At 57.1% G+C, this 26162-nt stretch carries 23 protein-coding genes; 13 read left to right on the plus strand and 10 right to left on the minus strand.

Translation table 11 applies throughout. The features are described from left to right. Positions 1-967 precede the first annotated feature (967 nt). From HGT1_RS12230 to HGT1_RS12245, 4 genes are read right to left on the minus strand one after another with little or no spacing between them, the layout of a single operon-like run. Positions 968-1873 carry an alpha/beta fold hydrolase gene (locus HGT1_RS12230; RefSeq protein WP_176250238.1) on the minus strand — a complete coding sequence of 302 codons (906 nt, stop codon included), beginning with the start codon at positions 1871-1873 and terminating at the stop codon, positions 968-970. A gap of 55 nt (positions 1874-1928) precedes the next feature. Beyond that, a complete protein-coding gene (locus tag HGT1_RS12235; protein ID WP_255200185.1) occupies positions 1929-2948 on the minus strand; it encodes a TRAP transporter substrate-binding protein in 1020 nt (339 codons plus the stop codon). A gap of 32 nt (positions 2949-2980) precedes the next feature. Beyond that, complete coding sequence (locus HGT1_RS12240; protein ID WP_255200186.1) at positions 2981-4288, minus strand: TRAP transporter large permease subunit; 1308 nt, start codon at positions 4286-4288, stop codon at positions 2981-2983. After that, positions 4288-4806 (minus strand): TRAP transporter small permease subunit, encoded by a 519-nt coding sequence (locus HGT1_RS12245; RefSeq protein ID WP_176250239.1) that lies wholly within the window; start codon positions 4804-4806, stop codon positions 4288-4290. The genes HGT1_RS12240 and HGT1_RS12245 overlap by 1 nt, the downstream gene beginning before the upstream one ends. 81 nt (positions 4807-4887) lie before the next feature. Between HGT1_RS12245 and HGT1_RS12250 the strand changes: the two genes are divergently transcribed. Beyond that, a complete protein-coding gene (locus tag HGT1_RS12250) occupies positions 4888-5343 on the plus strand; it encodes a MarR family winged helix-turn-helix transcriptional regulator (RefSeq protein WP_176250240.1) in 456 nt (151 codons plus the stop codon). A 323-nt stretch (positions 5344-5666) separates the two neighbouring features. Here HGT1_RS12250 and HGT1_RS18330 read toward each other — a convergent pair whose 3' ends face one another. After that, a complete protein-coding gene (locus HGT1_RS18330) occupies positions 5667-5948 on the minus strand; it encodes a hypothetical protein (protein ID WP_255200187.1) in 282 nt (93 codons plus the stop codon). 81 nt (positions 5949-6029) lie between these two features. Between HGT1_RS18330 and HGT1_RS18335 the strand changes: the two genes are divergently transcribed. The 4 genes from HGT1_RS18335 to HGT1_RS12270 are packed head-to-tail and all read left to right on the plus strand — an operon-like array spanning position 6030 to position 10441. Further along, on the plus strand, positions 6030-6380 hold the full coding sequence (locus tag HGT1_RS18335) for a hypothetical protein (protein WP_255200188.1): 351 nt from the start codon (positions 6030-6032) through the stop codon (positions 6378-6380). A 58-nt stretch (positions 6381-6438) separates the two neighbouring features. Further along, positions 6439-8946 (plus strand): glycosyltransferase, encoded by a 2508-nt coding sequence (locus tag HGT1_RS12260; RefSeq protein WP_176250242.1) that lies wholly within the window; start codon positions 6439-6441, stop codon positions 8944-8946. A gap of 8 nt (positions 8947-8954) precedes the next feature. Then, entirely contained in the window at positions 8955-9680 is a 726-nt protein-coding gene (locus tag HGT1_RS12265) for a CatB-related O-acetyltransferase (protein WP_303396417.1), read from the plus strand. Beyond that, the gene (locus HGT1_RS12270) at positions 9677-10441 is read left to right on the plus strand and encodes a sulfotransferase family 2 domain-containing protein (protein WP_176250244.1); all 765 of its coding nucleotides are present in this window, start codon (positions 9677-9679) and stop codon (positions 10439-10441) included. The genes HGT1_RS12265 and HGT1_RS12270 overlap by 4 nt, the downstream gene beginning before the upstream one ends. 5 nt (positions 10442-10446) lie before the next feature. On the opposite strand, the gene HGT1_RS12275 is transcribed toward HGT1_RS12270, so the two are convergent. Then, positions 10447-11334: a glycosyltransferase gene (locus HGT1_RS12275; RefSeq protein WP_255200202.1), complete on the minus strand. Its 888-nt coding sequence runs from the start codon at positions 11332-11334 to the stop codon at positions 10447-10449. Positions 11335-11451: 117 nt separating this feature from the next. Between HGT1_RS12275 and HGT1_RS12280 the strand changes: the two genes are divergently transcribed. The 4 genes from HGT1_RS12280 to HGT1_RS12295 are packed head-to-tail and all read left to right on the plus strand — an operon-like array spanning position 11452 to position 15236. Beyond that, the gene (locus HGT1_RS12280) at positions 11452-12810 is read left to right on the plus strand and encodes a capsule biosynthesis protein (RefSeq protein WP_176250246.1); all 1359 of its coding nucleotides are present in this window, start codon (positions 11452-11454) and stop codon (positions 12808-12810) included. A gap of 8 nt (positions 12811-12818) precedes the next feature. Continuing rightward, entirely contained in the window at positions 12819-13475 is a 657-nt protein-coding gene (locus tag HGT1_RS12285) for an ABC transporter ATP-binding protein (protein ID WP_176250247.1), read from the plus strand. A 28-nt stretch (positions 13476-13503) separates the two neighbouring features. After that, the gene (locus HGT1_RS12290; RefSeq protein ID WP_176250248.1) at positions 13504-14418 is read left to right on the plus strand and encodes a sulfotransferase; all 915 of its coding nucleotides are present in this window, start codon (positions 13504-13506) and stop codon (positions 14416-14418) included. After that, positions 14418-15236 carry an ABC transporter permease gene (locus HGT1_RS12295; protein ID WP_176250249.1) on the plus strand — a complete coding sequence of 273 codons (819 nt, stop codon included), beginning with the start codon at positions 14418-14420 and terminating at the stop codon, positions 15234-15236. The genes HGT1_RS12290 and HGT1_RS12295 overlap by 1 nt, the downstream gene beginning before the upstream one ends. 31 nt (positions 15237-15267) lie before the next feature. Here HGT1_RS12295 and HGT1_RS12300 read toward each other — a convergent pair whose 3' ends face one another. Then, the gene (locus HGT1_RS12300) at positions 15268-17760 is read right to left on the minus strand and encodes a calcium-binding protein (RefSeq protein WP_176250250.1); all 2493 of its coding nucleotides are present in this window, start codon (positions 17758-17760) and stop codon (positions 15268-15270) included. A 114-nt stretch (positions 17761-17874) separates the two neighbouring features. Next, positions 17875-19269: a DUF2793 domain-containing protein gene (locus HGT1_RS12305; protein ID WP_176250251.1), complete on the minus strand. Its 1395-nt coding sequence runs from the start codon at positions 19267-19269 to the stop codon at positions 17875-17877. A gap of 141 nt (positions 19270-19410) precedes the next feature. Between HGT1_RS12305 and HGT1_RS12310 the strand changes: the two genes are divergently transcribed. The 3 genes from HGT1_RS12310 to idi all read left to right on the plus strand — a co-directional run bounded on the left by HGT1_RS12310 (position 19411) and on the right by idi (position 22047). Continuing rightward, positions 19411-20184 (plus strand): enoyl-CoA hydratase-related protein, encoded by a 774-nt coding sequence (locus HGT1_RS12310; protein WP_176250252.1) that lies wholly within the window; start codon positions 19411-19413, stop codon positions 20182-20184. A gap of 10 nt (positions 20185-20194) precedes the next feature. Beyond that, on the plus strand, positions 20195-21340 hold the full coding sequence (locus HGT1_RS12315; protein ID WP_176250253.1) for a CaiB/BaiF CoA-transferase family protein: 1146 nt from the start codon (positions 20195-20197) through the stop codon (positions 21338-21340). A 188-nt stretch (positions 21341-21528) separates the two neighbouring features. Further along, positions 21529-22047, plus strand: a complete 519-nt coding sequence (idi, locus tag HGT1_RS12320; RefSeq protein WP_176250254.1) for an isopentenyl-diphosphate Delta-isomerase — start codon at positions 21529-21531, stop codon at positions 22045-22047. A 59-nt stretch (positions 22048-22106) separates the two neighbouring features. Here the strand turns inward: idi and HGT1_RS12325 are convergent, their stop codons facing one another. After that, positions 22107-23699, minus strand: coding sequence for a GMC family oxidoreductase (locus HGT1_RS12325; protein ID WP_176250255.1), 1593 nt, complete (start codon positions 23697-23699; stop codon positions 22107-22109). 124 nt (positions 23700-23823) lie between these two features. Between HGT1_RS12325 and HGT1_RS12330 the strand changes: the two genes are divergently transcribed. Next, a complete protein-coding gene (locus HGT1_RS12330; protein ID WP_176250256.1) occupies positions 23824-24747 on the plus strand; it encodes a carbohydrate kinase in 924 nt (307 codons plus the stop codon). Here HGT1_RS12330 and HGT1_RS12335 read toward each other — a convergent pair. After that, a complete protein-coding gene (locus tag HGT1_RS12335) occupies positions 24733-26160 on the minus strand; it encodes a hypothetical protein (protein WP_255200189.1) in 1428 nt (475 codons plus the stop codon). The two genes, HGT1_RS12330 and HGT1_RS12335, sit on opposite strands and share 15 nt — an antisense overlap. Between the last annotated feature and the right edge of the window lie 2 nt (positions 26161-26162).

Below are 26162 nucleotides of genomic sequence, written 5' to 3' on the forward strand. Positions count from 1 at the left end.
ACAACCACTCATTTACATTATCAATTGCTTATTTAGTTCAAGCATAAGACGGCATACGAGATGATCTGGTGACTGTAGTTTCGACGGGTGCTCTTCCGATCTAATGTCGGTTATGGTGTCTTAGATATGGATCAGCGTTAGTTCGCGGGAAACGTAATACGCCAGCCTATTTTGGTGGGTCCGCCTTAGAAGAGAGCGGGCCCCAAGCCGTTGCTTGGTTGTATTGACGGACATTCGCGACATTGGGGCGGGAAGCGCGTCTCGCAATTTGCACCACCTTGTTGGACCATGCGCGATGGCAGTATGCGCCGACGTATCGACACCATGCTTGGCGCTTCCTGCTCGGCTAATGCACCAATTTGCCGGGTGAAGGAGAGGTGACGCCGACATTGGAAATGGGCAGGTTGTAGTACCTTGCCAGTTCGGAAAGACAAAGGGCCGGTTCGGGGAAATGTGCTATGCCACTGGGGTCTCGGGCATATGTCTATCCCACGGTTCTACGCAGCAGTCGCATCCTGCTGGAAAGACCGCACACTGTAGGTTCACCCTCAGCCGGATGTGGCCGTTGCAGCGAATGGCCGGCCTCGCGGGCCGCGCCGCTGCAAGAAATGTACGGCGCGCAGGTTGCCCGCCTTTCTTGTATATCTGGGTGGCCTTTGTCCGCCGCATTCAATGCGCACCATAAGCCGTCACTACCAACCCGATCCCTGATAACCCGACCGTTTTGGCGCGGTGAGGTGTCAAGGCGCTCGTGAAAACGTCTGGGCCAGAGATATTCGGGCCCAACCATCAGGGGGTCTTCCCTCCACTTCGCAAAGGAGCCGCGGGTGCCCGGTTGATCACGATAGGGCCAATCGGAAGCTGTCGGGTGGAAGGTCGCCATCCTCAACGGCCGCTTGCGCCACTCTTGTTGCGCTTCAGGGGCTCGGGGCGATCAAGGTCTGCGTCATGCCTTTTTCCGTGCAGATCAGAGGGCCAGCGCGAGGTCGAGGATTTCGTGCGCATTCCTGTCACACATCAGCATGTGGCTGTTGCCGGTGCCGATATCTGGTGCCTCGATAAACGCAACGCTGTCACCTGACGCCAGTGCGCGCCAGGCGGCGCGGCGTGCGATCCAGGCTTGATCCGCCTCCAGATAGTCTCCGGCAAGGATGCGGGTCGGCGTGCCGTGCAATTCGGTAGGATCTTCGGGATAGCCCGATGGCTCGAGCGCGATGAGCGCGGCAAACCCGGACGGGTTGCGGCGATGCGCGTCAAACGCAATCTCGGCCCCTTGGCTGTGGCAGATTACGGTGGCGGGGCCGGTGCGGTCCAGAACAGCCAGCAGGGCATCGGTCTGCACGCCCGAGGTGGTCAACCAACGCGGCACGAACCAGCGGGCGAAGCTGTCGAACTGCGCCACAGGAAATTGCTGCCCTTCAAACGGCGTGCGGGACGTGAACCCCTCGCGCGGGCCGATGCGGAACAGGGTCCAGGCCTCCTCCATGCTGCGCAACAACGGCTCACCTTGCCAATGACCTGGGGCAAAGCCCGCGCGGCCACGTTCTGCGTTGTCGACCACATGCACCTCGTAGCCCTGCGCCAGCAACAGCTGCAGCCAGCCGGGGCGACCGTCCGGGGTCTTGTCCCAGCAACTGCCGGACATGCCACCGCCGTGCAGCAGCACCACCGGCGGCGCATCATTGCGGGCTTGGGGGATGAAATACTGCACATAGGCGTGTTCGATGGCGAAATGGCCGCGCGGGTCGACCTCGAGCGACGCGGTGCGGGTGAAATTCACCTGACGCGGCGTCCCCGTGGTGACCTCTGCGATACGCCCGCCCGCGGTATAAGACCCGAAATCGCGCAAAAGATAAGGTGGAGTCTGGGACACTGAAACCCTCCGGTTCTGTCCCTGCGGCACGCGCGCGCCGCAGGGGTCGTTGGGGTCAGTTCAGGTCCGACAAGGCCTGATACTCGTTGTAGCTGGCGGCATAGGCGCGGTAGCTGTCGATGACCCGCTTGAACATCGCGTTCTTGGCGGATTCCTCGGCATAGACCTCGTCCGCAGCCTTGCGAAGCGCGTCCAAAACGCTGTCAGGGAACCGCTGCACATTCACGCCATTGGCGCGGAACTCCTCCAGCGCCTCGCCTTGGGCACCGGCGGCGACGCCCATGGCGTAAAGGTCCGCATCGGCGCAGGACACTTCGATCGCGGTGCGCTGCGCGTCGGTCAGCGCCTCCCACTTGTCCTTGTTCATGTAGAATTCGATGAAACCGGCGGGCTGATGCCAGCCGGGGAAGTAATAGTTCTTGGCCACGGCATCAAAGCCCATCAGCTTGTCGACCAGCGGAAAGCTGAGCTCGGTCGCGTCCAGCCGACCGGTTTCCAGCGAGGTCGAGATTTCGCCCGCAGGCAGGCTCATGGCGTTGGCACCCAGCTTGCCCAGGATCGTGCCCCCCAGGCCGCCGATGCGGATGTTCAGGCCCTGGATGTCCTCGGGGGTGTTGATTTCCCTCGTGTACCAGCCGCCCGCCTCGGACAGGATCACCCCGCAGGCCATGGGGACAAGGTTGTAGGGCGCGTAAATTTCGCGCCAAAGCTCCAGCCCGCCACCATGGTTCAGCCAACTGATATAGGACAGCGGATCACCGCCAAATGGCACCGAGCCGAACAGCGCCGCCGCCGGTTCCTTGCCCGCCGCATAGGCCGCAAAGGACCAGCCCGCGTCGATCGCACCCGCGCTGACGTTGTCGAATATCTCGCCCGGAGGCGACAGTTCCCCCGCGAGAAGGTAGTCGAAGGCAACCTCGCCGCCGGTCAGGGTTCCTACATTCTGGACAAAGCGTTTCGCCGTCGGGTCCAGTACGGGCAGGCCGGGAAAGGCGCTTTGCAATGTATATTTGTCCGCCACCGCAGCGGTGGCCGTCAGGGCCGCCAGCGCGGCCATCAGCATTGTCTTTTTCATGAGGTTCCTCCCTTTCATGATGGTCATTTTGGTCATGATGTGAACCCGGTGATCAGCCGGGGAAATAGGATCAGCAGCACCAGCACCAGCACTTGCAAACCGATGAAGGGCAGCACGCCGCGATAGATCTGCGGGGTCGTCAGCGCGTTTCCTGCCGCCCCGCGCAGGTAGAACAGCGAAAAGCCGAACGGCGGGGTCAGAAACGAGGTCTGCAGGTTGACTGCCACGAGGATGCCGAACCAGATTTTTGTGTCCTGCCCGGCCAGCCCGTTGCCGAAATCAAGGCCCGCCACCACGGGGGCAAAGATCGGCAGCAGGATCAGCGTGATTTCCAACCAGTCCAGCACAAACCCAAGAACGAAGATGGCCACCATGACCACCGCCAGAACCGTATAGGGGTCGGTGCCAAAGGCGGTGATCGCCGCCGATACCATGTCATCGCCGCCGATGCCCTTGAACACCGCAGAAAAGCATGTCGCCCCGATCATCACGAACAGCACCAGCGCCGTGGTGACGACAGTCTGGCGCGCGGCATTCATCAGCATATTGGTGCTGAACTTGCGATAGATCACGGTGATCAGCAGCGCGCCGAAGGCACCCAGCCCACTGGCCTCGGTCGGGGTGGCCAGGCCCGCGACGATGGAGCCGAGGACCGTGATCACCAGCGCCAGCAACGGCCCGAGATCGAACAGCAAGCGCAAGGGCGAGGGGCGGTCGCTGCGCGGCAGGGCGGGCAGCCCGCGTGCTTTCCAGATCACGAAGGCACCGTAAACCGTCACCAGCAGCAGCCCCGGCCCCATGGCTCCGGCGAACATCTGAGGCACCGGGGTCTGCAACTGGTCACCCAACACGATCAGCATGATCGAGGGCGGGATCAGGATCGCCAGCGTGCCGGAGGCCGCGATCAGCCCCGCCGAGGTGGGCTTGTCGAACCCCGCCTCCTGCAACCTTGGCAGTGCCAGCATCGCCAGCAGCACGACCGAAGCGCCCACGATTCCCGAAGAAGCCGCCAGCAATACGCCGATCACCAGCACCGAAATGCCCATGCCCGCGGCGCTGCCGCCCAAGGCGCGCTGCGCCGCACGCAGAGACCGTTCCGCCGCGCCGGACATTTCCAGGATCAGCCCCATGAAAATGAACATCGGGATCGCCACCAGCAGCCAGTTCGACAGGACGTTGGCGTAAATCCGGCTGACCAGCAGGTTGAAAAACGCGGTGGGCAGATCAGACACAAGGATGAACAGCGCGGCCGATCCCGCCAGCACCATGCCGACGCGGTATCCGGCCATGATCCCCGCAAGCGTCAGGGCGGCCATGGCAAGCGGAAGCACCATGTCCATCAGCGCACACCCCGCAGCAAGCGCCAGGTTTCCACCAGCACAGCCACCGCCAGCAGCGCCAGTCCGAGCGGCAACATCGCCTTTATCAGCCACAGGTCGGCCAGTCCGCCGTTGCTTGACCCTTCGTCGGCGCGCCAGGCCCGCGCGGTGAAGTTCCACGCGGCGGGCAGCGCCAGCGCCAGAAAGGGCGCGGCAAAAAGCAGGTTTCCGGCCAGATTGATCTGCGTCTGCGTGCGCGAGCCAAGGGTCTGGTACAGGAAATCGACACGTACATGACTGTCTGTCAGCCAAACCAGCCCGGCCGGCAAAAGCCCGGTGATGACCAGCAGGTGCCATTGCAGATCCAGCAGCGAATTCAACGTGATCGCAGTGCCCACCAGTGCCCAAGCGCGGTCGAACGCAACCACCGGATTCACGTCGAGCGCACTGCAGGCCACCTGCACCACGATGACGCCCATCATGCCCACCATGCATGCGCCAAGCGCGGTCAGGGACAGGCGCTCCAGCGTCTTGCCCATGTGTCTCTCCTCCCAGTTAGTTCCACATGGAACAATATATTTCCATCTGGAGCAATCTTTTTTTTAGGCTATGATCGCATTATGAAGCTAATTGACATTCTTGACGCGACGCCCTTTGGCATCGGCTACCGGCTGGCCTTCCTGACCAACTTCTGGCGGGAACCGATCCTGCGGCAGATGGAGAAGGACTTTGGCATCATCCGCCCGGAACTGACCGTGCTGATGTGCCTGAGCTTTCGCGACGACGTGCATGCCCGCGACATTTGCGAGGTGACGGAACAGCCGTCGAACACAGTCAGCCGCGGCGTCGCCTCGCTGGAAAAGAAGGGCTACCTGGCCCGCACGCGCGACACGGACGACACCCGGCGACAGGTATTGCGGATCACGCCCGAAGGGCGCGTTATGCATGACAAGATCATGACGCGGTTCGCACAAGCCGAACAAAAGATGCTGGGCGTCCTGTCAAAGCAGGAACAGACTGATCTGCTATGTCTTCTCGACAAGGTGGCGCGTGACGTGGAGAATTGGCGCAGTTAAAAACCTGCTCAATTCAGCAGGTACAACCGGAGCATGCCGCCCCTGTCTGTCGTTGGGGGTACTGGAACTGCGAAGCTGGGCTGGGTGCGGGTCGTGAACCGAATGACAGGTTTGTCCCGAAAGCCCAATATTCTACCTCTTACTCTGCAAGAAACTTCTTCACCGTCCCCCAGATTGCGGCCGCATCTTCACGCAAATGCTGCGGGTTTCCGGCAAGGTGCCCCCAATTCGATCGCATCGAGCGCAGCCTTGAAATCGTCGCTGAAGACGTCGTTGTTGGAAATGTCGGTGCCTATCTAGGTCTGGATCATGGATAACAGGTATCAGATCACGGCGCGCTCAATCTCGGCCCCGTTTGACTTCGGTATCCGCCTGCGATCCCATGTAACGCCGCTCCGCACCACCCGCGCTGGCGACCCGACTGCAAGCGAATTCGCAGGAATTTCACCAAACACCATAGCGCGGCTACCGATAATGCAATCCTGCCCGATCTGCGCGCCCTTCATGATCCGCACGCCATGCGCCAGCCACACATGGTCACCGATCACGATATCACGCGGTGGATTTAGCCGTTCACCTGATTGAACGTCTAAAATCGAGTGCATATCGCTCACATCCATTGTGATATCGCCCGACAACATGCAGTTGTCCCCAAGCGTTATTTTGCCCGCCTCATGCAGTGAAATATGCGCCATCATCATCGTGGTTTTATCGCCAACCCTAAGATGGGTCTGCCCGGCACGGCATCGAAAACTCCCGTTCAGCACACAATCCTCGCCGATTTTGATCGAGCTTTCGCTGTTTCTGATCTCGATCATTCCGGTGCCAAGGATCGTATTCGCACCAATCAGAAGGTGATTGTTTCGGCCAAAAATCCGTATCTGGAATCCTTTGCCCAGCTCGGCGGATGCATCAATATCCACCTGATTATTCAATCCGTTATCGACTATATCCAGCCTTCTCATGGTGGGTCTATCGACAAGCGGCCCGGCGGTTCTCCCGAAAAAATCGATCTTTTCAATTTAACCTCCCCTTAAGCAAAGGCGTGCAGATCTGACATCCAATCTAAAGAACTTAGAATCGAAAAGACTGATTTTGTATAAACAGCTCGCCGCTCTTTTTGCCCGATACACCGCTGCGCACCTGAAAGCGCAGGGGAAACCGCAGGCGCTTACTGGTTCCGATGGGCGGGTTATTGGCGCGCTGGACGTCATAACCTTGGACAAGGGGCATATCCGGCTGGCTGGCTGGTCACGCGCCGATGAAATTGTTCTGCATATGAACGGCATCAAGGCCAGCGTTCAGCCCGGTTTGCGCCGCGATGATGTCGCGCAGGCTTATGGTTTTGATGCACATCTTGGTTTCGATATCACCGTGCCGTTGGGGCCCTTGAAATTGACTGAAATCGCGCGCTTTGGGCTGGAATTTCATAGCGTTGGACCAGACCAGCCAACGATCGCGATGACACTGCCCTTGGACCATCTGCACCTGGTTCGCCTGCAGGTTCTCTATGCCTTTCTTGTTGCGATTTTTACGCAAATCCCCCCTGGGATTGGATGGCTGGCGACCAGCAACCCCAAATACCGCGGGCGCATCAAACAGGGTTTGCAGCTTACCGCGCTGCCGCAATCGCGCGAATTGGATCCCGATCTTTTTCGCATTCCCGACAAACTGCCACAGCTGCGACCAGACAGCCGTATCACGATCATTATGCCTGTTTTCAACGCGTTTGAGCTACTGCAAGACGCCCTTGAACGGGTCAAAAACCACACCGAACTGCCATGGCGGCTCATCCTGATCGAAGATGCCTCGACAGATATCCGCGTCCGCCCCTTCCTCAGAAGTTGGGAAAACGGGCATTCCGATCAGGTTATCCTTATAGAAAACAAGGAGAACCTTGGGTTCATCCGAAGTGTTAACAAAGGGTTTGAAAAGGCCTTGCTTTGGTATGACCCTGTGGTCTTGCTGAACTCTGACGCGTTTGTTCCGGTCAACTGGGCGGCCCGGTTGATTGGGCCCCTTTTTGCACGCAAGAACGTCGCAACGGTGACCCCCATGTCCAACGACGCCGAGATTTTTTCGGCCCCGCTGATCTGCCATCCACAAGAATTAACCACAGGGCAAGGGGATCTTATTGACAAAACGGCAGCATCCCTGAACCCGACGGCTGAACAAATCGCGATGCCAACAGGGGTCGGATTCTGCATGGCGATGAATCTTGCGTATCTTTGGAAAGTCCCCAATTTCGATACGGCTTTCGGGCGTGGCTATGGCGAAGAAGTCGACTGGTGCCAGCGGGTCCGCGATTTGGGCGGCCTGCATCTAAGCGCGAATAACCTGTTCGTTGAACACCGCGGCGGTCAGAGTTTCGGAAATGAGGAAAAGCAGCGCCTTATTGCTGAAAATAATAAGAAAATTCGCCAAAGATATCCGGATTTCGACCGCGACGTTCAACACTTTGTTCAATCTGACCCGCTACGGTCCACCAGACTGGCGCTCGCGCTCGCTTGGGTGGGGGCACAAGACAACTATCCGGTTTCCATATATCTCGCGCACAGTATGGGGGGCGGCGCAGATGCCTATCTTGCAAAAAGGATCGCCACGAAACACCACACCCTTGACCGGTCTGCTGTGGTGCTGCGGGTGGGGGGCAAACAGCGGTGGCAGATCGAACTTGTAACCCCTGATGGAACCATATCCGGCAACACCAACAGCCTGGATTACGTGTTGCAGATGCTGGCACCGATCTCGCGCCGTCGCATCGTCTATTCCTGCGGCGTCGGTGACCATGATCCCATCGATTTACCCGGTGCGCTTTTCAAGCTCAGCAACAACGGTCGCCACACGATCGAAGTTCTCTTTCACGATTACTTCCCCATATCTCCATCCTATACGCTACTGGATGATACAGGCATCTATCACGGCGTGCCCCCAGCCTTGAACACTGATGGCGTCAAACCTGCGGGCTCCCTTCCATCGCAAACACTTAAAGACTGGCAAAACGCCTGGTCCATGATTTTGGAAACTGCAAAAGACATCATCGTCTTTTCGCCCAGCAGCGCAGAGATTGTGAAATCCGTATATCCGGGCATTTCGGAAAAAATTTCAATTCGCCCTCACCGACTGTTGCAAGATGTCCCGATCATCCCTGCACGCCCAGTCGGGTCGCGGCGGGTCGTTGCGATTCTAGGGGACATTGGCCTTCAGAAAGGCGCAGGGATCATCAAGGATCTCGCCCGGAATTTTGAGAAAAACGACATCGGCCTCGTCATTATCGGCAACTTTGACAACAGTTTTCCCATTCCGCCTTCCGTGCCCGTTCATGGCAGCTACCGGATTGAAAACCTTACGCATATTTGTGCACGATACGGGGTGACCGACTGGCTTATTCCGTCAATCTGGCCGGAGACATTTTCCTTTACGACCCATGAAGCGTTGGCAACGGGTCTGCCTGTCCACGCCTTTGACCTTGGTGCGCAAGGGGCCGCAGTCAGGCAGGCCAAGAACGGGTTTCCGATTGAATTTTCGCAAGGCGGCCTTCAGCACAAAAACCTGATCGAGCATTTCCACAGATACCTTCACCCGCACCGGAATGCTGCGTAATGAGCCCCATGTCTGTCCCCATCAAAAAGCTACAGGCTGTCGGTGTAGAGGTGTTGAACCGCGGCGGTTCTGCTGTGAACTTGCCGCAGCATACGATCATCGAAGCGCCCGCAAGCCTGAAGTGGACCCAGTACGAACATTCGATCGAGCTTGGTGCCTTTTCTTATCAGGTTTCGGGATATTGTTTTGCCGCACGGATTGGACGGTACTGTTCATTTGGCGAAGGTGTGCAAATCGGTCGGCAGAACCATCCGACGCATTGGGCATCCACCAGCCCGGCCTTTTATTTGGGGGATGAACTGTTTGATCTTGCAGATGGTTTTGCGGCGGCCGAACATTACCACAACTATAAATTTACCTTCAAAGGGCCACCAACCAAGGTCAAAATCACGACAATCGGCAATGATGTTTGGATCGGCCATGGCGCATATATTGCCGCTGGCGTGACGATTGGCGATGGCGCGATTATTGGTGCCCACGCCGTTGTCACACGCGACGTTCCAGCATTTTCCGTGGTCGCGGGAAACCCTGCCAGCATCAAAAAAATGCGACTGCCCGCCTCGCTCATTACTCCGATGTTGCGCAGCCAATGGTGGCGATTTGCGCCGTGGCAAATGGACCACCTTGATCCGTCAGACCCGACCGAATTTTGCAAGGGCATTCATCATATGCTTGCCGGAACGGCCCCCTATCAGCCTGACCCAGTCGACCTGCGAAATGGCATTCCAGCGTGAGGAAAATCGTATTCCTTCATATCCCTAAAACCGCCGGGCAAACGGTGCACTCGGAACTTTCACGTATCGTGGGGCCAGGCCAGACATCGCCGGTCCGCGTGCACACTCAAGCGGAGCAAAACGGGCAGTTTCCTCCCGGATACACGCTATATTCCGGGCATCTGGATTGGGAACATCTTGATCAAGTGCAAGGAGACCGGTTCGTTTTCACGATACTGCGGGATCCGTTTGAACGTATCGCGTCATTTTACTTCTATCTGCATCACAAGTCGTTGGCGCTGCCCCCGGCGACGCTGAACGAACCCGCGCACACCGGCCTTAGGAACATCAGGGAACGGACGGTTGATGATTATTTCTTTGGCGGTGCTGCCAATTGGCAGCAGTTCATTCTTGATCACTACGACAACTTCTATTGCACGTATTTCGCGACCCGGAAAATCCGCGGGGCAAGCGACGTCGCAAAACTTCACCCCAATGATCTGATTGAGATGGCCCAAAAGCAGGCAGACCTGCTGGACCGCATATACCCCATCGAACGGCTAACCCTGCTTGAAGCGGATATTGCCCGCCTTACGGGGGCGCGCATTTCAGTCGCAGAAAAGCGGGTCAACGCGGGGCCGCAAGCAGAGGGCACGAAACGCTGGCCCCAACTGCTTGAGAAAATCGAAAGTGATGCCAATCGTGAAAAGCTGACGGGTTTTGCCGTCAAGGATATCGAGTTGATGCGACGTCTGCGCCATCAAGGAGTTTTGCACGGATGAGCCGTTCACAGCTTTCCCAATCGCGCCAATATGCGCAGGGCCAAATCACCAGCCAGAGTTTGCCGGTAGACACCAAGCGATTGCGGGGATGGCCGCCAGTTGATCGCCGGCTGCGCCCGCCAATCCGCAAAATCGAACAAAACGCGGCGATTTCGGCGGGTCAGAACGGGCGAAAGACCGGTCAGTACATTCAGGTTTCGGTCGACCCAACCCGCAAATACATGCTGGATCACTGCCATCGCCCGGCGCCCCGCATGTGCCTGACTACACCCAAGAAGATTACCGCCATGCTGACGGTAAAAAAGGCCGGGCCTCGCATCATGGATGATATCAAAACCGGCCCCAGTCGCAGTTTGATACACCCACCAATCATGAAACGGGACACCCGCATTCAACGCAAAAGGCAAGGCACTGCGCAAAAAATCGGTGACGTCGGGCGGTATCACAAGGGTATTGCCGCGCAAAACATTCTGCACCAAGGCATTCCCGAATGCGAACGGCCGCTGGAAATCGGTAGATATGCCAACTGTGTTCAGGCTGGCATCGGTATAGATACTGCGGCTCGAATAGATTTCAGCACCTGTCCCGCGCCAGATCATATCAACCGCACGCGCCAGTTTATGGGGCAACCAAACATCATCCTGATCGGCAAAGGCGATCCAAGCACCGTCCAATTCAGAGTGCCCCAACATTGTCATGAAATTTTGCGCGCATCCCTGACCGGGTCCGCAAATCAAACGGATATTACGATCGGGGTGGTCTGCGATAAACCTTTTGACGCATTCGACGGTCTGATCGGTCGAACCATCATCGCTGATCCAAAGGCTCCATTCCCGATGGGTTTGGGCAAGAATGGAATTCAGCTGCGCCCCGATAAACGGCGCGCCATTCATCGTACAAAGCAAGATATGAACATGCGGCGATTTCAAAACAATTCACCCCTTACACCACTCGTTTACAGGCCAACAAAAAACACAGACCGCTTAATATTCAGTGATCGGGTTTAGGATATGGCACACACAGATCCGCTGCCCGATGGCACGCCTGCCCGCACGCGCAAATTGACCCATGACATCCGCAAGGCGCTAAAGATGAGGGAGAGAGAGACCGCCCTGGCGCGAATTGAAAAACAGCGCAGTGCCAAAAAGGCCGAGATCGCCGCGAAAGTGCAGCAAACAGATTTGATCCTTGCGCAGGGTAATCTGCCCGCCTTGCGGCAAACGCACCATCCGGTTGCCCCCCCTGTGCGGGATGCCCGTATCAAACCGCGCCACCGTGCGGTTTTCCTGAGTTTTGTGATCTGCGTCTTGGGCACAAACCTCGTGTCGGCTTGGTATTTGTGGGAACGCGCAGCAGACCGCTTTGTGTCGGTTGCCGGGTTTTCTGTTCGTACCGAAGATACCAGTTCGGCGATTGAACTGTTGGGCGGCGTTGCAGAGCTGTCTGGATCCGGGTCTTCCGATGAAGATATTCTGTACGAGTTTATCCAAAGCCAGGATCTGGTGCGCACCGTGGACGAGGCGCTTGATCTGCGCAGTCTTTGGTCAAAGGCCGATCCGGAAATCGACCCGGTTTTCAGCTATCACCCCCCGGGCACGATCGAGGATCTGACCGACTATTGGGCGCGCATGGTCGATGTCTATAGCGATGGCAGCACCGGTCTGATTGATCTGGAAGTGCAGGCGTTTACCCCACAAGACGCCCAAGACATCGCGCGGTTGATCTATGAAGAAAGCAGCCGGATGATCAACCAGCTGTCCGATATCGCGAGAGAAGACGCAACACGCCATGCCCGCGAAGAGCTGGAGACCGCCGTTCAACGGCTGAAAATTGCCCGATCCGAGGTGACGAGGTTCCGCAATCTCAATCAGGTGGTATCGCCCGATGCGACATTGCAAATCCAGACGGGGCTGCTGTCTTCGCTGGAAACGCAACTGGCCGAAACGCTGATTGATATTGATATGCTCCGACAGACCAGCACGGCAAAAGACCCCCGCACCAAGCAGGCAGAGCGGCGTCAGGCCGTGATCGAAGAACGGCTGAAGCAAGAGCGTGCGAAACTGGGGATCGGCAGTGGCAACGGCACGGCTGACAGCGGTTTCGCCGATCTGGTAGGAGAGTTCGAGAGCCTGTCGGTTGACCGCGATTTTGCCGAACAATCCTATACTGCGGCGCTGGCCTCTTATGACGCCGCAGTCGCGGAATCGCGCCGCCAGACCCGTTACCTTGCCGCGCATGTCAAACCGACCCTGGCTGAAAAATCTATGCGCCCCGACCGGCTGCTCACCATGGCGCTGGTTGCATTATTCAGCTTTCTGATCTGGGCAATTCTTGTGATGATTGGCTATTCCTTAAGGGATCGGCGCTAGATTTCGCCATGATCCTTTTGCGCAATCTGACAAAATCCTATCATGTGAACGGCACCCGAAAACTTGTCGCCGATCGGATAAATGCAGCCTTTCCCGGCCAAGTTTCCGTGGGGCTGTTAGGGCGCAACGGGGCAGGAAAATCTACATTGTTGCGGATGATTGCGGGCACGGCCGACCCGACATCCGGCGAAGTGTTGAGCGATGGTAATGTGTCGTTTCCGGTTGGCTTTGCCGGGTCCTTTCACCCCGATATGACTGGCGCGCAAAACACCAGATTTGTTGCGCGCATATACGGTGCCAACAGTGACGCCCTTATGGATTATGTCGCGGATTTTGCCGAACTTGGCCCCCAATTCCATGCGCCAATCCGCTCGTATTCATCGGGGATGCGGTCCCGCCTTGCCTTTGGTGTGTCGATGGGGCTGACCTTTGATACCTATCTGATTGATGAAATTACCGCCGTTGGCGACGCCGCGTTCAAACGCAAAAGCAAAGCCGTCTTTGCCGATAGAATGTCGCGTGCCGGGGCGATTTTTGTAAGCCATTCCATCGGGTTACTGCGCGAGATGTGCAGCGCGGGTGCGGTTCTTGAGAAAGGTCAGTTGATTTACTTTGACGATATTAACGAAGCGATAGAACTGCACGAGTACAACATGAAACCCTGACCCCACGCGTTTGGACAAGGTTTCATTCATGCCTGATTATTCCTTTCCATCAACGGCCACGATGGTTTTTTGCATTGGTGCCCAAAAGGCAGGGACGACCTGGCTTTACGACGCTTTGCGACAAAGCGATGAGGTATATTTCTCGCGGAACAAGGAACTGCATTATTTCGATGTGATTGCCGGCAAGGCGAGACAGGTGTTCGACATCCGTATTCACGCGGCCCAGACCTTGGCGCAACGATTGGTCCCACAGTTGGGCCCCCGAAACCGCGCCAACCTGCAACAGCTGCGCGACCTCACCGATCTTTTGGATATTTATACTTCTCAGGCTGACGACCACTCGGCCTATCTTGATTATTTGCTGGATCAGTATGACGGCCAACCTGTCGTATGTGATATCACGCCAGCCTATGCGGTTCTGGATCGCGAGGTTTTCGCGCAAATGGGGCAGATCGGGTCTGCCAAATTCATCTTTATCCTGCGCGACCCGATTGACCGGATGTGGTCACAGATCAGAATGGCGATCAAAACGACCAATCCGCCGCCCCCCTGTTTTCAGGATGCCTGCATTGCCCGCGCGCAACATCTGATTTCAACCGGGCGATTGACCAAGATCGAAAGAGCGGATTACCGGCGCACTATTAATGAGTTAGAGGCCGCGATCCCATCCGACCGGATCAAGTACCTGTTTTACGAGGATCTGTTCAAACCTGCTTCGATGGATCGCCTTTGCGGGTTTTTGGGGATCAGAAAGATCGCGGCAGACCCAGACACGCATATTAATCCGGGCACAAAGGCGGTTATGCCCAAGGATGTTCGCGCAGGGCTTTTTGATGCCTTTGCCCCGCAATATGCTTTCGTTCAGGAACGCTTTGGCGATCTGGTACCCGATCAATGGGATGGCGGGTTTCAATCAACGCTTCCCCCAACCGGGACCGCCTGATGATCGTCGATCCCGTCACGGTAGCGCGCCCATTGCGCAGGGTCCGCAGCCCCCAGCGCTTTATGACCGCACGAACGATCTGCGCGCTCATTTTGCGAGAAATGACAACAAGCTACGGTCGGTCCCCCGGCGGGTACCTCTGGGCCTTGGCGGAACCTGTTCTTGGCATCGCGCTGCTGTCGGTGATTTTTTCAATCGGGTTTCGCAGCCCCCTGCTGGGCACAAATTTTGCGATGTTTTATGCAACTGGCCTGCTGCCTTTTTTGATGTTCAATGACCTTAGCACCAAGACAGCGCAGGCGATCAACTATTCGAAACAACTGCTCTCCTACCCGCGGGTCACTTTCGTCGATGCAATCGCGGGCCGGTTCATTCTCAACCTTCTGACGCAGCTCCTTGTGGGGATTATCGTGTTTTCAGGCATCATTATTGCCTTTGAAACCCGAACAAGTCTTGAGTGGGGAAAGATCATCAGCGCTTTCACGATGACCGCCGCCTTTGGGCTGGGGGTCGGGACGTTCAACTGTTTTCTGATGTCGATGTTCCCGATCTGGCAGCGCGTGTACAGCATTCTAACCCGCCCTCTTTTGCTGGTCTCCGGCGTCATTTTCACACTGGAGGCCGTTCCCCACCCTTATCAGGACTGGCTTTGGTACAACCCGCTTGTGCATATTATCGGGACCATGCGCGCCGGTTATTACAACAGCTATGATGCCGTCTATGCAAACCAGACCTATGTGTTTGCGCTTTCAGGTCTGCTTGGCTTCTTGGGGCTGGTGTTCCTGCGCAGATATCACCGTGACATCATGGAGCTTTGAGCGGGCAGAGGCATACCCAGAAGACAAGACATCAGACCAAATCCAGATCATTCTCCAGTATATCAAGGGATTCCACATCCAGCAGATCAAGGATGTTGCCATTCCCAAAATCCAGCGAAACATATCCTTCGGCAGTCAGGCTGGCATATTGAGACAGTTGCGACACGGTGCGCGTTCCGCCGCCCCACAACATCGAATCAAGAACCAGCGTATCAATTTCATTCTGAAAGTCGAAAATCTGATCATGGCCGGAGGTGAAAATGAACCTGTCCGCACCAATCCCCCCGGCCAACAGGTCATCACCATCCCCACCATCCAATGTATCATGGCCGGCGTTGCCCTTGAGCAGGTCATTCCCAGACCCGCCGGTCAGAAAGTCGGAGCCGTTATCGCCCTGCAAACGGTCATCACCGTCACCGCCGTCTAACGTGTCGTTGTTGATCCCGCCAGCAAGCCAGTCATTGCCGCTTTGGCCTTCCAGCTTGTCCGCCCCTGCATTTCCGTACAGGCGGTCATTGCCATTCCCGCCATACAGCTCATCCGAACCCGCGCTTCCTGCCAGCGTGTCCTGATCGTTGCCGCCCCACAGACTGTCAGAATTCAGCCCGCCTGTCAGCTGATCATTGCCGTCATCGCCATAAAGCCGGTCAGCGCCATTATTCCCGTTTATCACATCGTTGCCACTGCCACCGCCGATGGCATCAAACCCGTCCCCGCCCCAAATGAAATCGTCACCATCTTGGCCGCGCAGGGTATCCCAACCGATGCCTCCCCAAATCTGATCGGCCCCCAGACCGCCCTCAAGAACATCACTGCCGGCGTTGCCAAGAATGTCATCATCGCCCTCGTCCCCGTTGATCGTGTCATTGCCACCCATTCCCGAAAGGGTATCATTGGACGCAAGGCCCTGAATAATATCGGCTGCGTCATCGCCATTTAACGTGTCGGCCGCAGGGGTGCCGCTCAGGTTCTGCGGCACAGGGATAGCAGGGGCCGTTTCGCTGTCCGGTTCGTCAGGCAGCACCAGATTTTGCGGAATATACGATGTTCCCAACGTAATCCGGGGCATCATTTCCGCGTATGAAATCGGCTTTCCATCCGCGGATTGAACGGTCAGGCTTTCTTGGCCAAGGGTCAGAATGGCACCGGTACTGGTCGACTGGAACGCCGATTGCGGTATGTTGCGCACAAGGGGCCAGCCCGAAAGATCAAGCTGATCTTGCGCAATGTCGAAATCACCGATTGTGTCCGACGACCCATCCGCCGTCATGATGAACCTGTCAGCACCCGCGCCGCCGGTCAGCAGGTCGGATCCGGTGCCATCTACCAAGAAATCGGCCCCCTCCCCCCCAGAAATCGTGTCATTCCCCGCATTCCCCATCAGGAAATCATCCGCGGTGGTGCCGGACATAACTTCGGCCGTGGATGTGCCCGAAACCGGCGCAGCACGGCCAGAGATATCGAGGGTAAAGGCGCTTAGCCCTGCCTCGGCCCCTGACGCGACAACAAGGTGCAAGGCATCATTCTGCACAGAAAAACCTAGCGCCGACACCGCATCAAGGGTGGTGTCTATCCCGTCGACGATCGTGCTCAGGTGTAACAACCGCCCATCGGGGGAGAGTTCAAAAACCGATACACCATCATCCCCGCCCGCCGCCGCCAGATAGGCGCGGTCGTTGTGCACCACTGTTCGCAAATGCGATACATCATCAAATCTGGTGTCCAGCGTATCCAGCAGGTGGTCTGTCAACTGCATCGATCCATCTGCACCCAACCGCACAACGGTAAGGGAACCGCTGGCCGATGATGCCATCACGCCAAAGGACTGATCCCCGACAGTGACAATCGAAACCGCACTGGGGCTGGCAATACCCACACCATCATTGGCCGATACCCTGGACACCTCTATCGGGCGGCCAGCGCTGTCCAGCGTCATGCTGATCAGCGCATTTTCAGAGGCAGAGCCGACCAAAAGGATAGGCGATCCGCCAATATCGGCAATACACAGCCCGGTCAGGGCCGCCTGCGATGATACCCCCGCACCCGCGTCCTGAACCATTGTGACAGATGCGTTGTCATTGATCCGCCACACCCCGACAGTATCGGACCCACGGGCGATACCGTATAAATAGGGCAGGCCGTCAATTTCGGCGACTTCGGCCCCCAGCATCTGCTGCGGCAAGGGCGCGCCAGTCACAGCCGCCAAGTTTGAAAATGTGCCATCCGCCGCAAGGTCGATCTTCGTCAACGCTGCATTTTGAACGCCGGTCAGATACAAGCTGTCGCCAACAAGGGTCAGTTTATTGACCGACCCCGATTGGGTCGAACCTGCAATCGCCCGGCTATCAAGCTGTGTCAGCCCCCCGTCAGCACCAATGCGGTAGGCCAATAAATCACCGCCTCCAAAGCGCGAGGTCGTGTATAGGATCGCCCCCGAAGGCGTGTCGGACACAACCATGTCGGTCACCCCAGTCAGAAAAAAATCTGGCCTGCCCGACAATGTTACCTTGTGTTCGAACTCCATTTATTCCAATCCCCAGACATCCATTGGGGATGATAATGCGCAAGCTTCGTTAACCGCTCCTATGTGCTCTGTGGCAACTTAATGGCATTCACCGCGAATTTGATCGATTGGACATCACAGATAAATCCCGCCCGTCTGCACCACCCCGGCACTGTCACCCGGAAGGGTCACGCCACCGCTGTCGATGACGCCATTCGCGGCCAGATCATAGCCTGCGCCAAGGGCGCTCCCAACAAAGCTTTGCCCGGCAAAACGCGCGACACTGGCGTGTGTACAGATGCAAAACGCATCAAGAAATTCCGGCGTCCCCGCCAAGGTCACACTATGCCCGTTCCCGTTAAACTGCGCCCCGTCAGTCAGACGCAGGTGAAAGCCGGCGTTCCCGTCGATCGAACACGCGCCTTCCAATGACAGGCGGGCGGCGACCCCCTCAAGATGCCCACCGGCATCACCGAAAACAACAGCATCGACCATCAGATGCGCTTGACCTGTCACAGATAATGCAGCCGCCACGGCACTCGCGTTTTGCACCTTGATGCCGCGCAGCAAAACCTGACCAGCAGAAATGGCAAACGCCTGTTCCACGGCATCAACGACGACCATCCCCGGTGCCGCCACATCCCCCTGGACGATCAACTGCCCGCCGCCGACCAACGCGCGCCCGACCACAATCGGTTGCACCAAACCATAGGTGCCGTGCGCAAGCTGAACGGTGATATCGTGGCCACCGGTATCAATTGCCTGCGCCGCCGCAAATGCCTTGGGGAGCGTGGCAAACGCACCCGCACCGGCTGACAAGCCGTCATTTGCGTCACTCCCCGATGCCGGGTCAACGAAATAATTGCGCGGCGCAGTTAACACTTCGCGCCATCCTGCAATCGCAGTCGTAATGCGCCCCGTCACCGCATCAACACGCAACGCTTCAACCCAACTCGCGCCATCCGCGCTGACCTTCAGGGCGAAATCATCACTGCCTGCGATGCCCATTTCAGCACGCCCGCCATATCCTGTCTGGAACAACAGACTTGCTGTATCACCTTGGGATGCCTTGTTAATCTTGAGCTGATGCCCGCCGCCGGCATTGTTCAGCAACACCGCATCCGATGACACAACCAACTTGTTATAGCTGTCAAAGCTTGCCCCGATGCCAAGGCCCGGCAAATTATCCAAAACAGCAGCGACCCAAGCCGCGCCATCAAAAACGACTGTGGTTTTGGTATCCAGCACCTGCGCCGTCCACCCTGCAAGGGGCGTAAAAAACTGCCAGCTCGTGTCAATAAAAGCCGCGATATTTCCGCTTTGCCCCGCCCATTCCGCCTGACCATTCGATGCCACGACATAGCGGTCCCCCTCGACCGCTGTGGCGGGCGGAACGGAGTGATCCACAGACACAACCGCCAACTGCACAACCACATCCAAAAGCCGCAGGGCCTCGTTGTGGGTCACGTGCTTTTGCGCTTGCGCGGGCTGGATATAGGGCATCGACAGGATCGGTGAAGTATCTGACATTACTGGGCTCCATGGCTTGGGCATCGGTTCTTGGCCAAGCTGCGTGAAACCCGTTAACGACCCGTTGGGCCGCCGAACGGCAAACACCCGTTTGCCTATCCCCGCGATCAATGCTTTGCTGCCCAAAATCGGGAGATATATATGACAAACGGCCTAAAAATCGACACCTCGGACGGCGTAACGACGATCGCGCTGGACGACCCAACCACCCTGAACGCCTTGACCCCAAATCTGGCGGTATCGCTGAGCGCTGCATTGGAAAACGCGGCCAAAACCAGCCGGGTGATTATCCTTACCGGCTCCTCCCGCGCGTTCTGCTCCGGTGCGAATTTGCATGCCAGCCCAACCGCGAAACCCGGCGATATCGACGCAGGATCATCGCTGGGTCTGGCCTATAACCCTATGATGATGACGATCCGCAATCTGGATGTGCCCCTGATCACAGCCATAAACGGCCCCGCCGCGGGCATCGGCGCGTCAATCGCAATGGCGGGTGACATCATCGTCGCTGGCAAGAACAGCTATTTCCTCGAGGCATTTTGCCATATCGGCTTGGTGCCCGATGGGGGTGCCACGTGGATGCTGGTGCGCAATGTCGGGCGTGTGCGTGCCGCCGAACTGGCCCTTCTGGGTGAAAAGCTCCCTGCGCAACAGGCGTTCGACTGGGGCATGATCACCAAAGTTGTCGAGGATGACGCCGTCATGGCCACCGCCCGAGACTACGCAACGCGCTTGGCCAAGGGGCCGACCCACGCGCTTGGCCTGATGCGCAAGCTTTTGTGGCAAGCGGGCGATGGCAGCTTTGAGACGCAACTGGATGAAGAACGCGATGCCCAGGCCTCAGCCGGAAAACATCCACACTTTACCGAGGGCGTCACCGCCTTCTTGCAGAAACGCAAAGCTAATTTCGAATAGGAGAACCCCCATGCCCGGTCCACTCGACGGTTTGCGCGTCATCGAATTTGCGGGTCTTGGCCCCGGCCCTTTTGCCTGCATGATGCTTGCCGATCACGGGGCCGAAGTGATCCGTATTGAACGCCCCGGTGGCACTCAGGGCGGCCCCGAAAGCGACGCCAGCACCGACATCTTGCTGCGGTCCCGCAAACGTATCGCGATTGATATGAAAACCGACAGCGGCAAGGCGGTTCTGCGCGATCTGATCGCGACCGCAGACGGCCTGATCGAAGGGTTCCGCCCCGGTGTCATGGAACGGCTTGGCCTTGGCCCCGACGACATGCTGAACCTGAACCCGAAATTGGTATACGGCCGCATGACAGGCTGGGGCCAGACCGGCCCCTATGCCCAGATGGCCGGTCACGACATCAACTACATCGCACTGTCTGGTGCCCTTCATGCCTTTGGCCGCAAAGGGGAAAAGCCCACGCCGCCGATCAATATGATGGGCGATTTCGGCGGTGGTGCGATGATGCTGGCCTTTGGCATGGTATCTGCGCTTTTGAACGTCCAACGGGGTGGCACCGGCACGGTAATCGACGCTGCCATGACCGACGGGTCTGCCTTGCTGATGTCGATGATCTACAGCTTTCATGGCCAACGCTGGTGGAAGGATGAACGCGGGGTCAACATGTTGGACACCGGTGCGCATTTCTATGACGTCTACGAAACCCGCGACGGCAAATTCATCTCTCTTGGTCCGATTGAACCGCAGTTTTATGCGAAGATGCTGGAACTGACCGGCCTTGCCGGTGATCCTGATATGGTTGCGCAAAATGATCCGCAAAAATGGGACGACATGCGCGACAAACTGGCCAAGGTGATCGCCGCGAAAACCCGTGACGAATGGGATGGTATCATGGTTGGCTCTGATGCCTGCTATGCCCCGATCCTGTCCCTGACCGAAGCGCCGGATCACCCCCATAACCGCAGCCGGGATACCTTTGTAACAGCTGGCGGTGTTCGCCAACCGACCCCTGCACCGCGCTATTCCTCGATCGAAACAACCCCGCCTGAAATGTCCAACGGGCAGACCCACACGCGCGAACTCCTCGCGGGATTGGGCTACACGGATGAACAGATCGAAACCACGCTGTCGCTTGGCGGGGTCTCGTGACGGCTTAAGCGACAGGCATTGATCCGCCGCGAAATTGTATATTCACCACCCTGCTGTGTTAGATATACAAAAGCGGAAATCAGGAACTATATTTAAAACAGGCCCACGAGGCCGCGGCGACCGCCGCGTATCGAAACTAGGATCAGGACATTGGCAATTCGAATCCGCCAAATCACTCGGAAAACGACATGAGCATGATGATCCCGGCATGGGTTGGCGGGGCGCTGACCCCCGTTGAAAAGCTGGAGGTGCACCAACGCGGGCTGCGTCACAAAGCGATTTCGGTCTTTGTCATGCGTGAAAACGAAACGTTGATCCAGCGCCGCGCATTGTCAAAATATCATACACCGGGGCTTTGGGCGAATGCCTGTTGCACGCACCCTTTTTGGGACGAACCCGCTTTGGCCTGCGCCAATCGCCGTCTGGACGAAGAACTGGGGATCAGCGGCCTGCGCCTGATACATCGCGACCAGATCGAATACCGCGCTGATGTCGGCAACGGTCTGATCGAACATGAACTGGTCGATATCTACACAGCCGAAGCAATCGCCTTTACCAGCATTCATCCAAACCCGGGCGAGGTCATGGACACCGCCTGGGTCGATCTGGACGACCTCGCCCAGCAGACCCGCGATGAGCCGGAAAAATTCACCCCATGGCTTCGCATTTATCTGGCCCAGCACAAAGACAGCATTTTTGCCCGCTGATAATAGTCGCCAAAACCCCGTATCAGAGCCTATAGCCGTCTCTAATCAGCCCAAAACGCCTAGCGCGATTTCGACAATATCATATCAGCTGCACGTTCCGCGATCATGATAACAGGCGACGCGGTGTTGCCCGATACGATTTTCGGCATGATCGACGCATCAACCACCCTCAACCCCTCAATCCCATGCACCCGCAATTCCGTATCAACAACGGCGCGGTCATCGCTGCCCATCTTGCATGTGCCAACAGGGTGAAAGATCGTCGTGGCGATATTTCCGGCTTCACGCAGCAATTCATCATCTGTCGCGATATGTGTGCCGGGCAACATTTCTTCCGGTTGGTATTTTTCCAGCGCCTGCGCAGTCATCAATTGCCGCGCTTGCTTGATGGATTGAACGGCGACCATCCGGTCCCGTTCTGTGCTTAGGTAATTCAGGCGAATATCAGGCTGCCGGTTGATATCGGTGCTGTCGATATGCGTCGCGCCAACCGAATCCGGGCGCAGGTTGCACACCGACACCGTGATCGCCGGAAACGGATGCAAAGGATCGCCCAGCTTGTCCGTCGACAAGGGTTGGACGTGATATTCCAGATCAGGCGTCTCAAGGCTCGGGTCGCTTTTGGTGAACATCCCGAACTGGCTGGGGGCCATCGACAACGGCCCGCTTTGGGTAAGCGCGTATTGCATCCCGATCTTGGCCTTCCCCCAAAGGCTATTGACCACCTCGTTCAGGGTTTTTGCACCGGTAACTTTGAATACGGTTCTGATTTGCAGGTGGTCTTGCAGGTTTTCACCGACCCCTTGCAGCTCGTGCAGCGGCGTTATTCCCAAATCTGACAAGCGGTCAGCCTGCCCAATGCCCGAAAGCTCCAACAGCTTGGGCGAATTGATCGCGCCGGCTGCCAAAATAACCTCTGCCGCCGCAGTGGCCTTTACGACCCCGCCATTATGCTCGAACTCCACCCCCGTTGCGCGCTTGCCATCCAAAATCACCCGCCGTGTATGGGACTGCGTCATGACCTTTAGGTTTTTCCGCTGCATCACAGGGCGCAGGAATGCCTTGGATGTGTTCCAGCGCACGCCATTCTTCTGGTTCACCTCGAAAAAGCCTGATCCCTCGTTTGTGCCTGAATTAAAGTCTAACGTAGGCTCTATGCCGAACTCTTTCGCGCCTTCCTGAACCGCTTCCAGAACGTCCCACCGCAACCGTTGCCGCGATACTTTCCATTCACCACCAGAGCTGTGCAATGGCTTGGCCTCATCATGGTGGTCTTCGCTTTTCAGGAAATAGGGCAGGACATCATCCCAGCCCCAGCCCACATTGCCCATCTGCCGCCAGCCGTCGTAATCCGCAGCCTGCCCGCGCATATAAATCATGCCATTCACAGAACTACAGCCGCCCAGCAATTTGCCCCGTGGATAAGACAAAGACCGCCCGTTCAAACCCGGCTCTGCCGCCGTTTTCATCATCCAGTCGGTGCGAGGGTTGCCGATACAGTACAAATACCCGATCGGCACATGTACCCAGTGATAATTATCGTCTTTTCCCGCCTCAAGCAGCAGCACGCGGGTCTTGGGGTTGGCAGAAAGCCGGTTGGCCAGAACACAGCCTGCAGTGCCGCCCCCCACGATGATATAGTCAAATTCCACTGGATACTCCCCGAATTACCGCATCTTACCGTCTGGCTGACCATGGGCAATGGTCTAAGTTTTCTCTGGACCGTTAGCGCTCACACCCTTATCAAATTCCAAAGTGCAAGGGCTGGGGGACACCATGATACTGTGTTGCGGAGAAGCATTGATCGACATGATCGAAGATAACGGCGCATTCACGCCCCATGTTGGCGGTGCCGTGTTCAACACCGCCCGCGCGTTGGGGCGGCTTGAACAGCCCGTCGGCTTTGTCTCTGGCCTGTCGACCGACATGTTCGGCACCCAATTGCGCGACGCCTTGCAAGAAAGCAACGTCGACACGTCGCAGGTCATCTTCGCAAACCGGCCAACAACGCTGGCCTTTGTGCAACTGTCCGGCGGCAATGCCACCTACACATTCTATGATGAAAACACCGCGGGCCGCTCGCTTGATGCAGCGAACCTTCCGGCAATCCCCGGCACGGTCAGCACGCTGTATTTCGGGGGCATCAGCCTGATTGGCATGCCCGCCGCCGATTTCTATGCAGCGCTTGCTGTTGATCAATCAGCGAACCGCGTCATCATGATTGACCCCAACATTCGCCCGCAATTCATAACCGACCCCACCGCCTATCGGGTGCGGTTGGCCACCATGATCGCTGCTTGCGATATTCTCAAGGTATCCGATGATGACCTGCACTGGATGATCGACGGCGCTGCACCCCTTGATGAAAAGGCTGCCCAAATTATGGCGCAGGGGCCAAAAGTCGTGATTGTGACCAAAGGCAGCGCTGGCGCAAAGGCCTATCTTGCAAGCGGCGAAACCGTCGAGGCCGCAGCCCGCAAGGTCACGGTCGTCGATACGGTCGGTGCCGGTGACACCTTTAACGCAGGGGTGCTGGCCAAGCTGTCGCAACTGGGCTGCCTAACGAAACAGGGCATTGCAGAACTATCTGCCGACGATGCGCTGGCGGCTTTGCGTCTGGGTGCCGAAGTCGCCGCAATCACCGTGTCGCGCGCAGGTGCAAACCCGCCCCTGCTGGCCGAGCTTTCAAACCCCGTTTGATTTGAAATTTTTGAGCGGGGTAAAGATCACAAATATACCTGCATCTGTGGTCCGCACATGGATTTCGGTTAGACCGGTATCGCCAAGATCGGGCTGCGCCGGGCAAAGATCGGGCGTTTTATCGCAGGCGATCACATCACGGCCAGTCAGGTGCTTTAACCGGAGGGTCAGCGCCTCGTTCGACTGAATGCTGGCCTTTTGTCCCGACGCGATGAACATCGGATTGCCGTAAACAAATACCTCACCCTTGAGCGGCGCGATTTCCTGCGCGATTGCCTTTGTGTCCGCATGCCAGGCGCGGAATTGACCGTAGAACAGAAAAATCTGAATGAAATAAACGCAGATGATCAGCAAAATCGCATTCTGACCCAGACGCGCTGGCAACCCTTTTTTAACGCTCATCAACTGAACCGCACGGACAATCGCCAATACGGCGAACACCCACATAAAGACAAAAGCCCGGGGCGGGACGATCACCCCGATCTTGAGAACCTGCACAATCACAAGCGCCATGCCAACAGCCAGCCCGCTCAGGATGTACAATCCTTCCAAGGGGGCACGTTTGAACAGAACGACAAAAGACGTGATCGAAAGGGCAGGGAAAAACAACATCAACGGCAGGAAGGCAAAACCGTTGCGGTTAAAGATAACCTTGAACGATTCCTCAAGTTTGGGGATGTTTTGAACGATACCGGCAAACCCGCTCGCCGATGTGGCCTCGCGCCAGTCTGCCATGGGCACACCGAAGACCCCGTGCACCTGCCAATTGATCGCATAAACGGTTAGAACCGCTGCAACAAAACTGGCGCAGAACAAGAACAGCAATCCCGCAAGATCACGCAGGGAATGATCCTCGGTCTTGGCGATACAGACCGCCAGCAAAAGCAGGGGATAGGTCGTGTAAGCCATAAAGCTGACGATCACGAACCCGGGCAAAAGCGCGCGCAACGTCCCGCTTGAAACCTTGCAGGCAAGCAGCCCGAACAAGGCGACGACGGCAAGGCCGGGGATCAACGTGTTAAACCAGACCGAAATCAGCATCGCGGATGGTGATACCATCAGCATCAAAACCATGAGCAAGGTGAACCAATTGGTGCCCTTGCGACCACTTGCCACCACAGCAAGCGACGCAACAAACAAAGCCCAGCAAGATTGATAGACGGCAAAGTTCAACCACGCCGGCGTCACCACCTCGCGAAGGTGCCAGATATAGTTCAGCCAGCGCCCTTCGTGCAGCGTCTTGTTCCAAAACAACGGCGCATCAGCGAAAAGTGCGGGATAATCGTCATGCCTGATCATCGGATCAGCCAGATTCATGGCCGACATGATCGTTACAGCAATCAGCGCCACCAGAAATGTGGGAAAAAGCTGCAAAGTTTTGCTGTCTTGCGCAGCTCCGATGTTCGTCGTCATCG

The sequence above is a fragment of the Sulfitobacter sp. HGT1 genome (assembly GCF_013282155.1).
In the GTDB taxonomy this organism is placed as follows: domain Bacteria; phylum Pseudomonadota; class Alphaproteobacteria; order Rhodobacterales; family Rhodobacteraceae; genus Sulfitobacter.

Bases quoted from the DNA above. Each gene is read 5' to 3' on its own strand.
- idi (WP_176250254.1), top strand. From the start codon at position 21,529: ATGAGCATGATGATCCCGGCATGGGTTGGCGGGGCGCTGACCCCCGTT.
- HGT1_RS12290 (WP_176250248.1), top strand. From the start codon at position 13,504: ATGCCTGATTATTCCTTTCCATCAACGGCCACGATGGTTTTTTGCATT.
- HGT1_RS12285 (WP_176250247.1), top strand. From the start codon at position 12,819: ATGATCCTTTTGCGCAATCTGACAAAATCCTATCATGTGAACGGCACC.
- HGT1_RS18330 (WP_255200187.1), bottom strand. From the start codon at position 5,948: ATGCACTCGATTTTAGACGTTCAATCAGGTGAACGGCTAAATCCACCG.
- HGT1_RS12300 (WP_176250250.1), bottom strand. From the start codon at position 17,760: ATGGAGTTCGAACACAAGGTAACATTGTCGGGCAGGCCAGATTTTTTT.
- HGT1_RS12335 (WP_255200189.1), bottom strand. From the start codon at position 26,160: ATGACGACGAACATCGGAGCTGCGCAAGACAGCAAAACTTTGCAGCTT.
- HGT1_RS18335 (WP_255200188.1), top strand. From the start codon at position 6,030: ATGCGCCATCATCATCGTGGTTTTATCGCCAACCCTAAGATGGGTCTG.
- HGT1_RS12245 (WP_176250239.1), bottom strand. From the start codon at position 4,806: ATGGGCAAGACGCTGGAGCGCCTGTCCCTGACCGCGCTTGGCGCATGC.
- HGT1_RS12305 (WP_176250251.1), bottom strand. From the start codon at position 19,269: ATGTCAGATACTTCACCGATCCTGTCGATGCCCTATATCCAGCCCGCG.
- HGT1_RS12310 (WP_176250252.1), top strand. From the start codon at position 19,411: ATGACAAACGGCCTAAAAATCGACACCTCGGACGGCGTAACGACGATC.
- HGT1_RS12240 (WP_255200186.1), bottom strand. From the start codon at position 4,288: ATGGACATGGTGCTTCCGCTTGCCATGGCCGCCCTGACGCTTGCGGGG.
- HGT1_RS12250 (WP_176250240.1), top strand. From the start codon at position 4,888: ATGAAGCTAATTGACATTCTTGACGCGACGCCCTTTGGCATCGGCTAC.
- HGT1_RS12315 (WP_176250253.1), top strand. From the start codon at position 20,195: ATGCCCGGTCCACTCGACGGTTTGCGCGTCATCGAATTTGCGGGTCTT.
- HGT1_RS12235 (WP_255200185.1), bottom strand. From the start codon at position 2,948: ATGAAAAAGACAATGCTGATGGCCGCGCTGGCGGCCCTGACGGCCACC.
- HGT1_RS12265 (WP_303396417.1), top strand. From the start codon at position 8,955: ATGTCTGTCCCCATCAAAAAGCTACAGGCTGTCGGTGTAGAGGTGTTG.
- HGT1_RS12275 (WP_255200202.1), bottom strand. From the start codon at position 11,334: ATGAATGGCGCGCCGTTTATCGGGGCGCAGCTGAATTCCATTCTTGCC.
- HGT1_RS12295 (WP_176250249.1), top strand. From the start codon at position 14,418: ATGATCGTCGATCCCGTCACGGTAGCGCGCCCATTGCGCAGGGTCCGC.
- HGT1_RS12280 (WP_176250246.1), top strand. From the start codon at position 11,452: ATGGCACACACAGATCCGCTGCCCGATGGCACGCCTGCCCGCACGCGC.
- HGT1_RS12330 (WP_176250256.1), top strand. From the start codon at position 23,824: ATGATACTGTGTTGCGGAGAAGCATTGATCGACATGATCGAAGATAAC.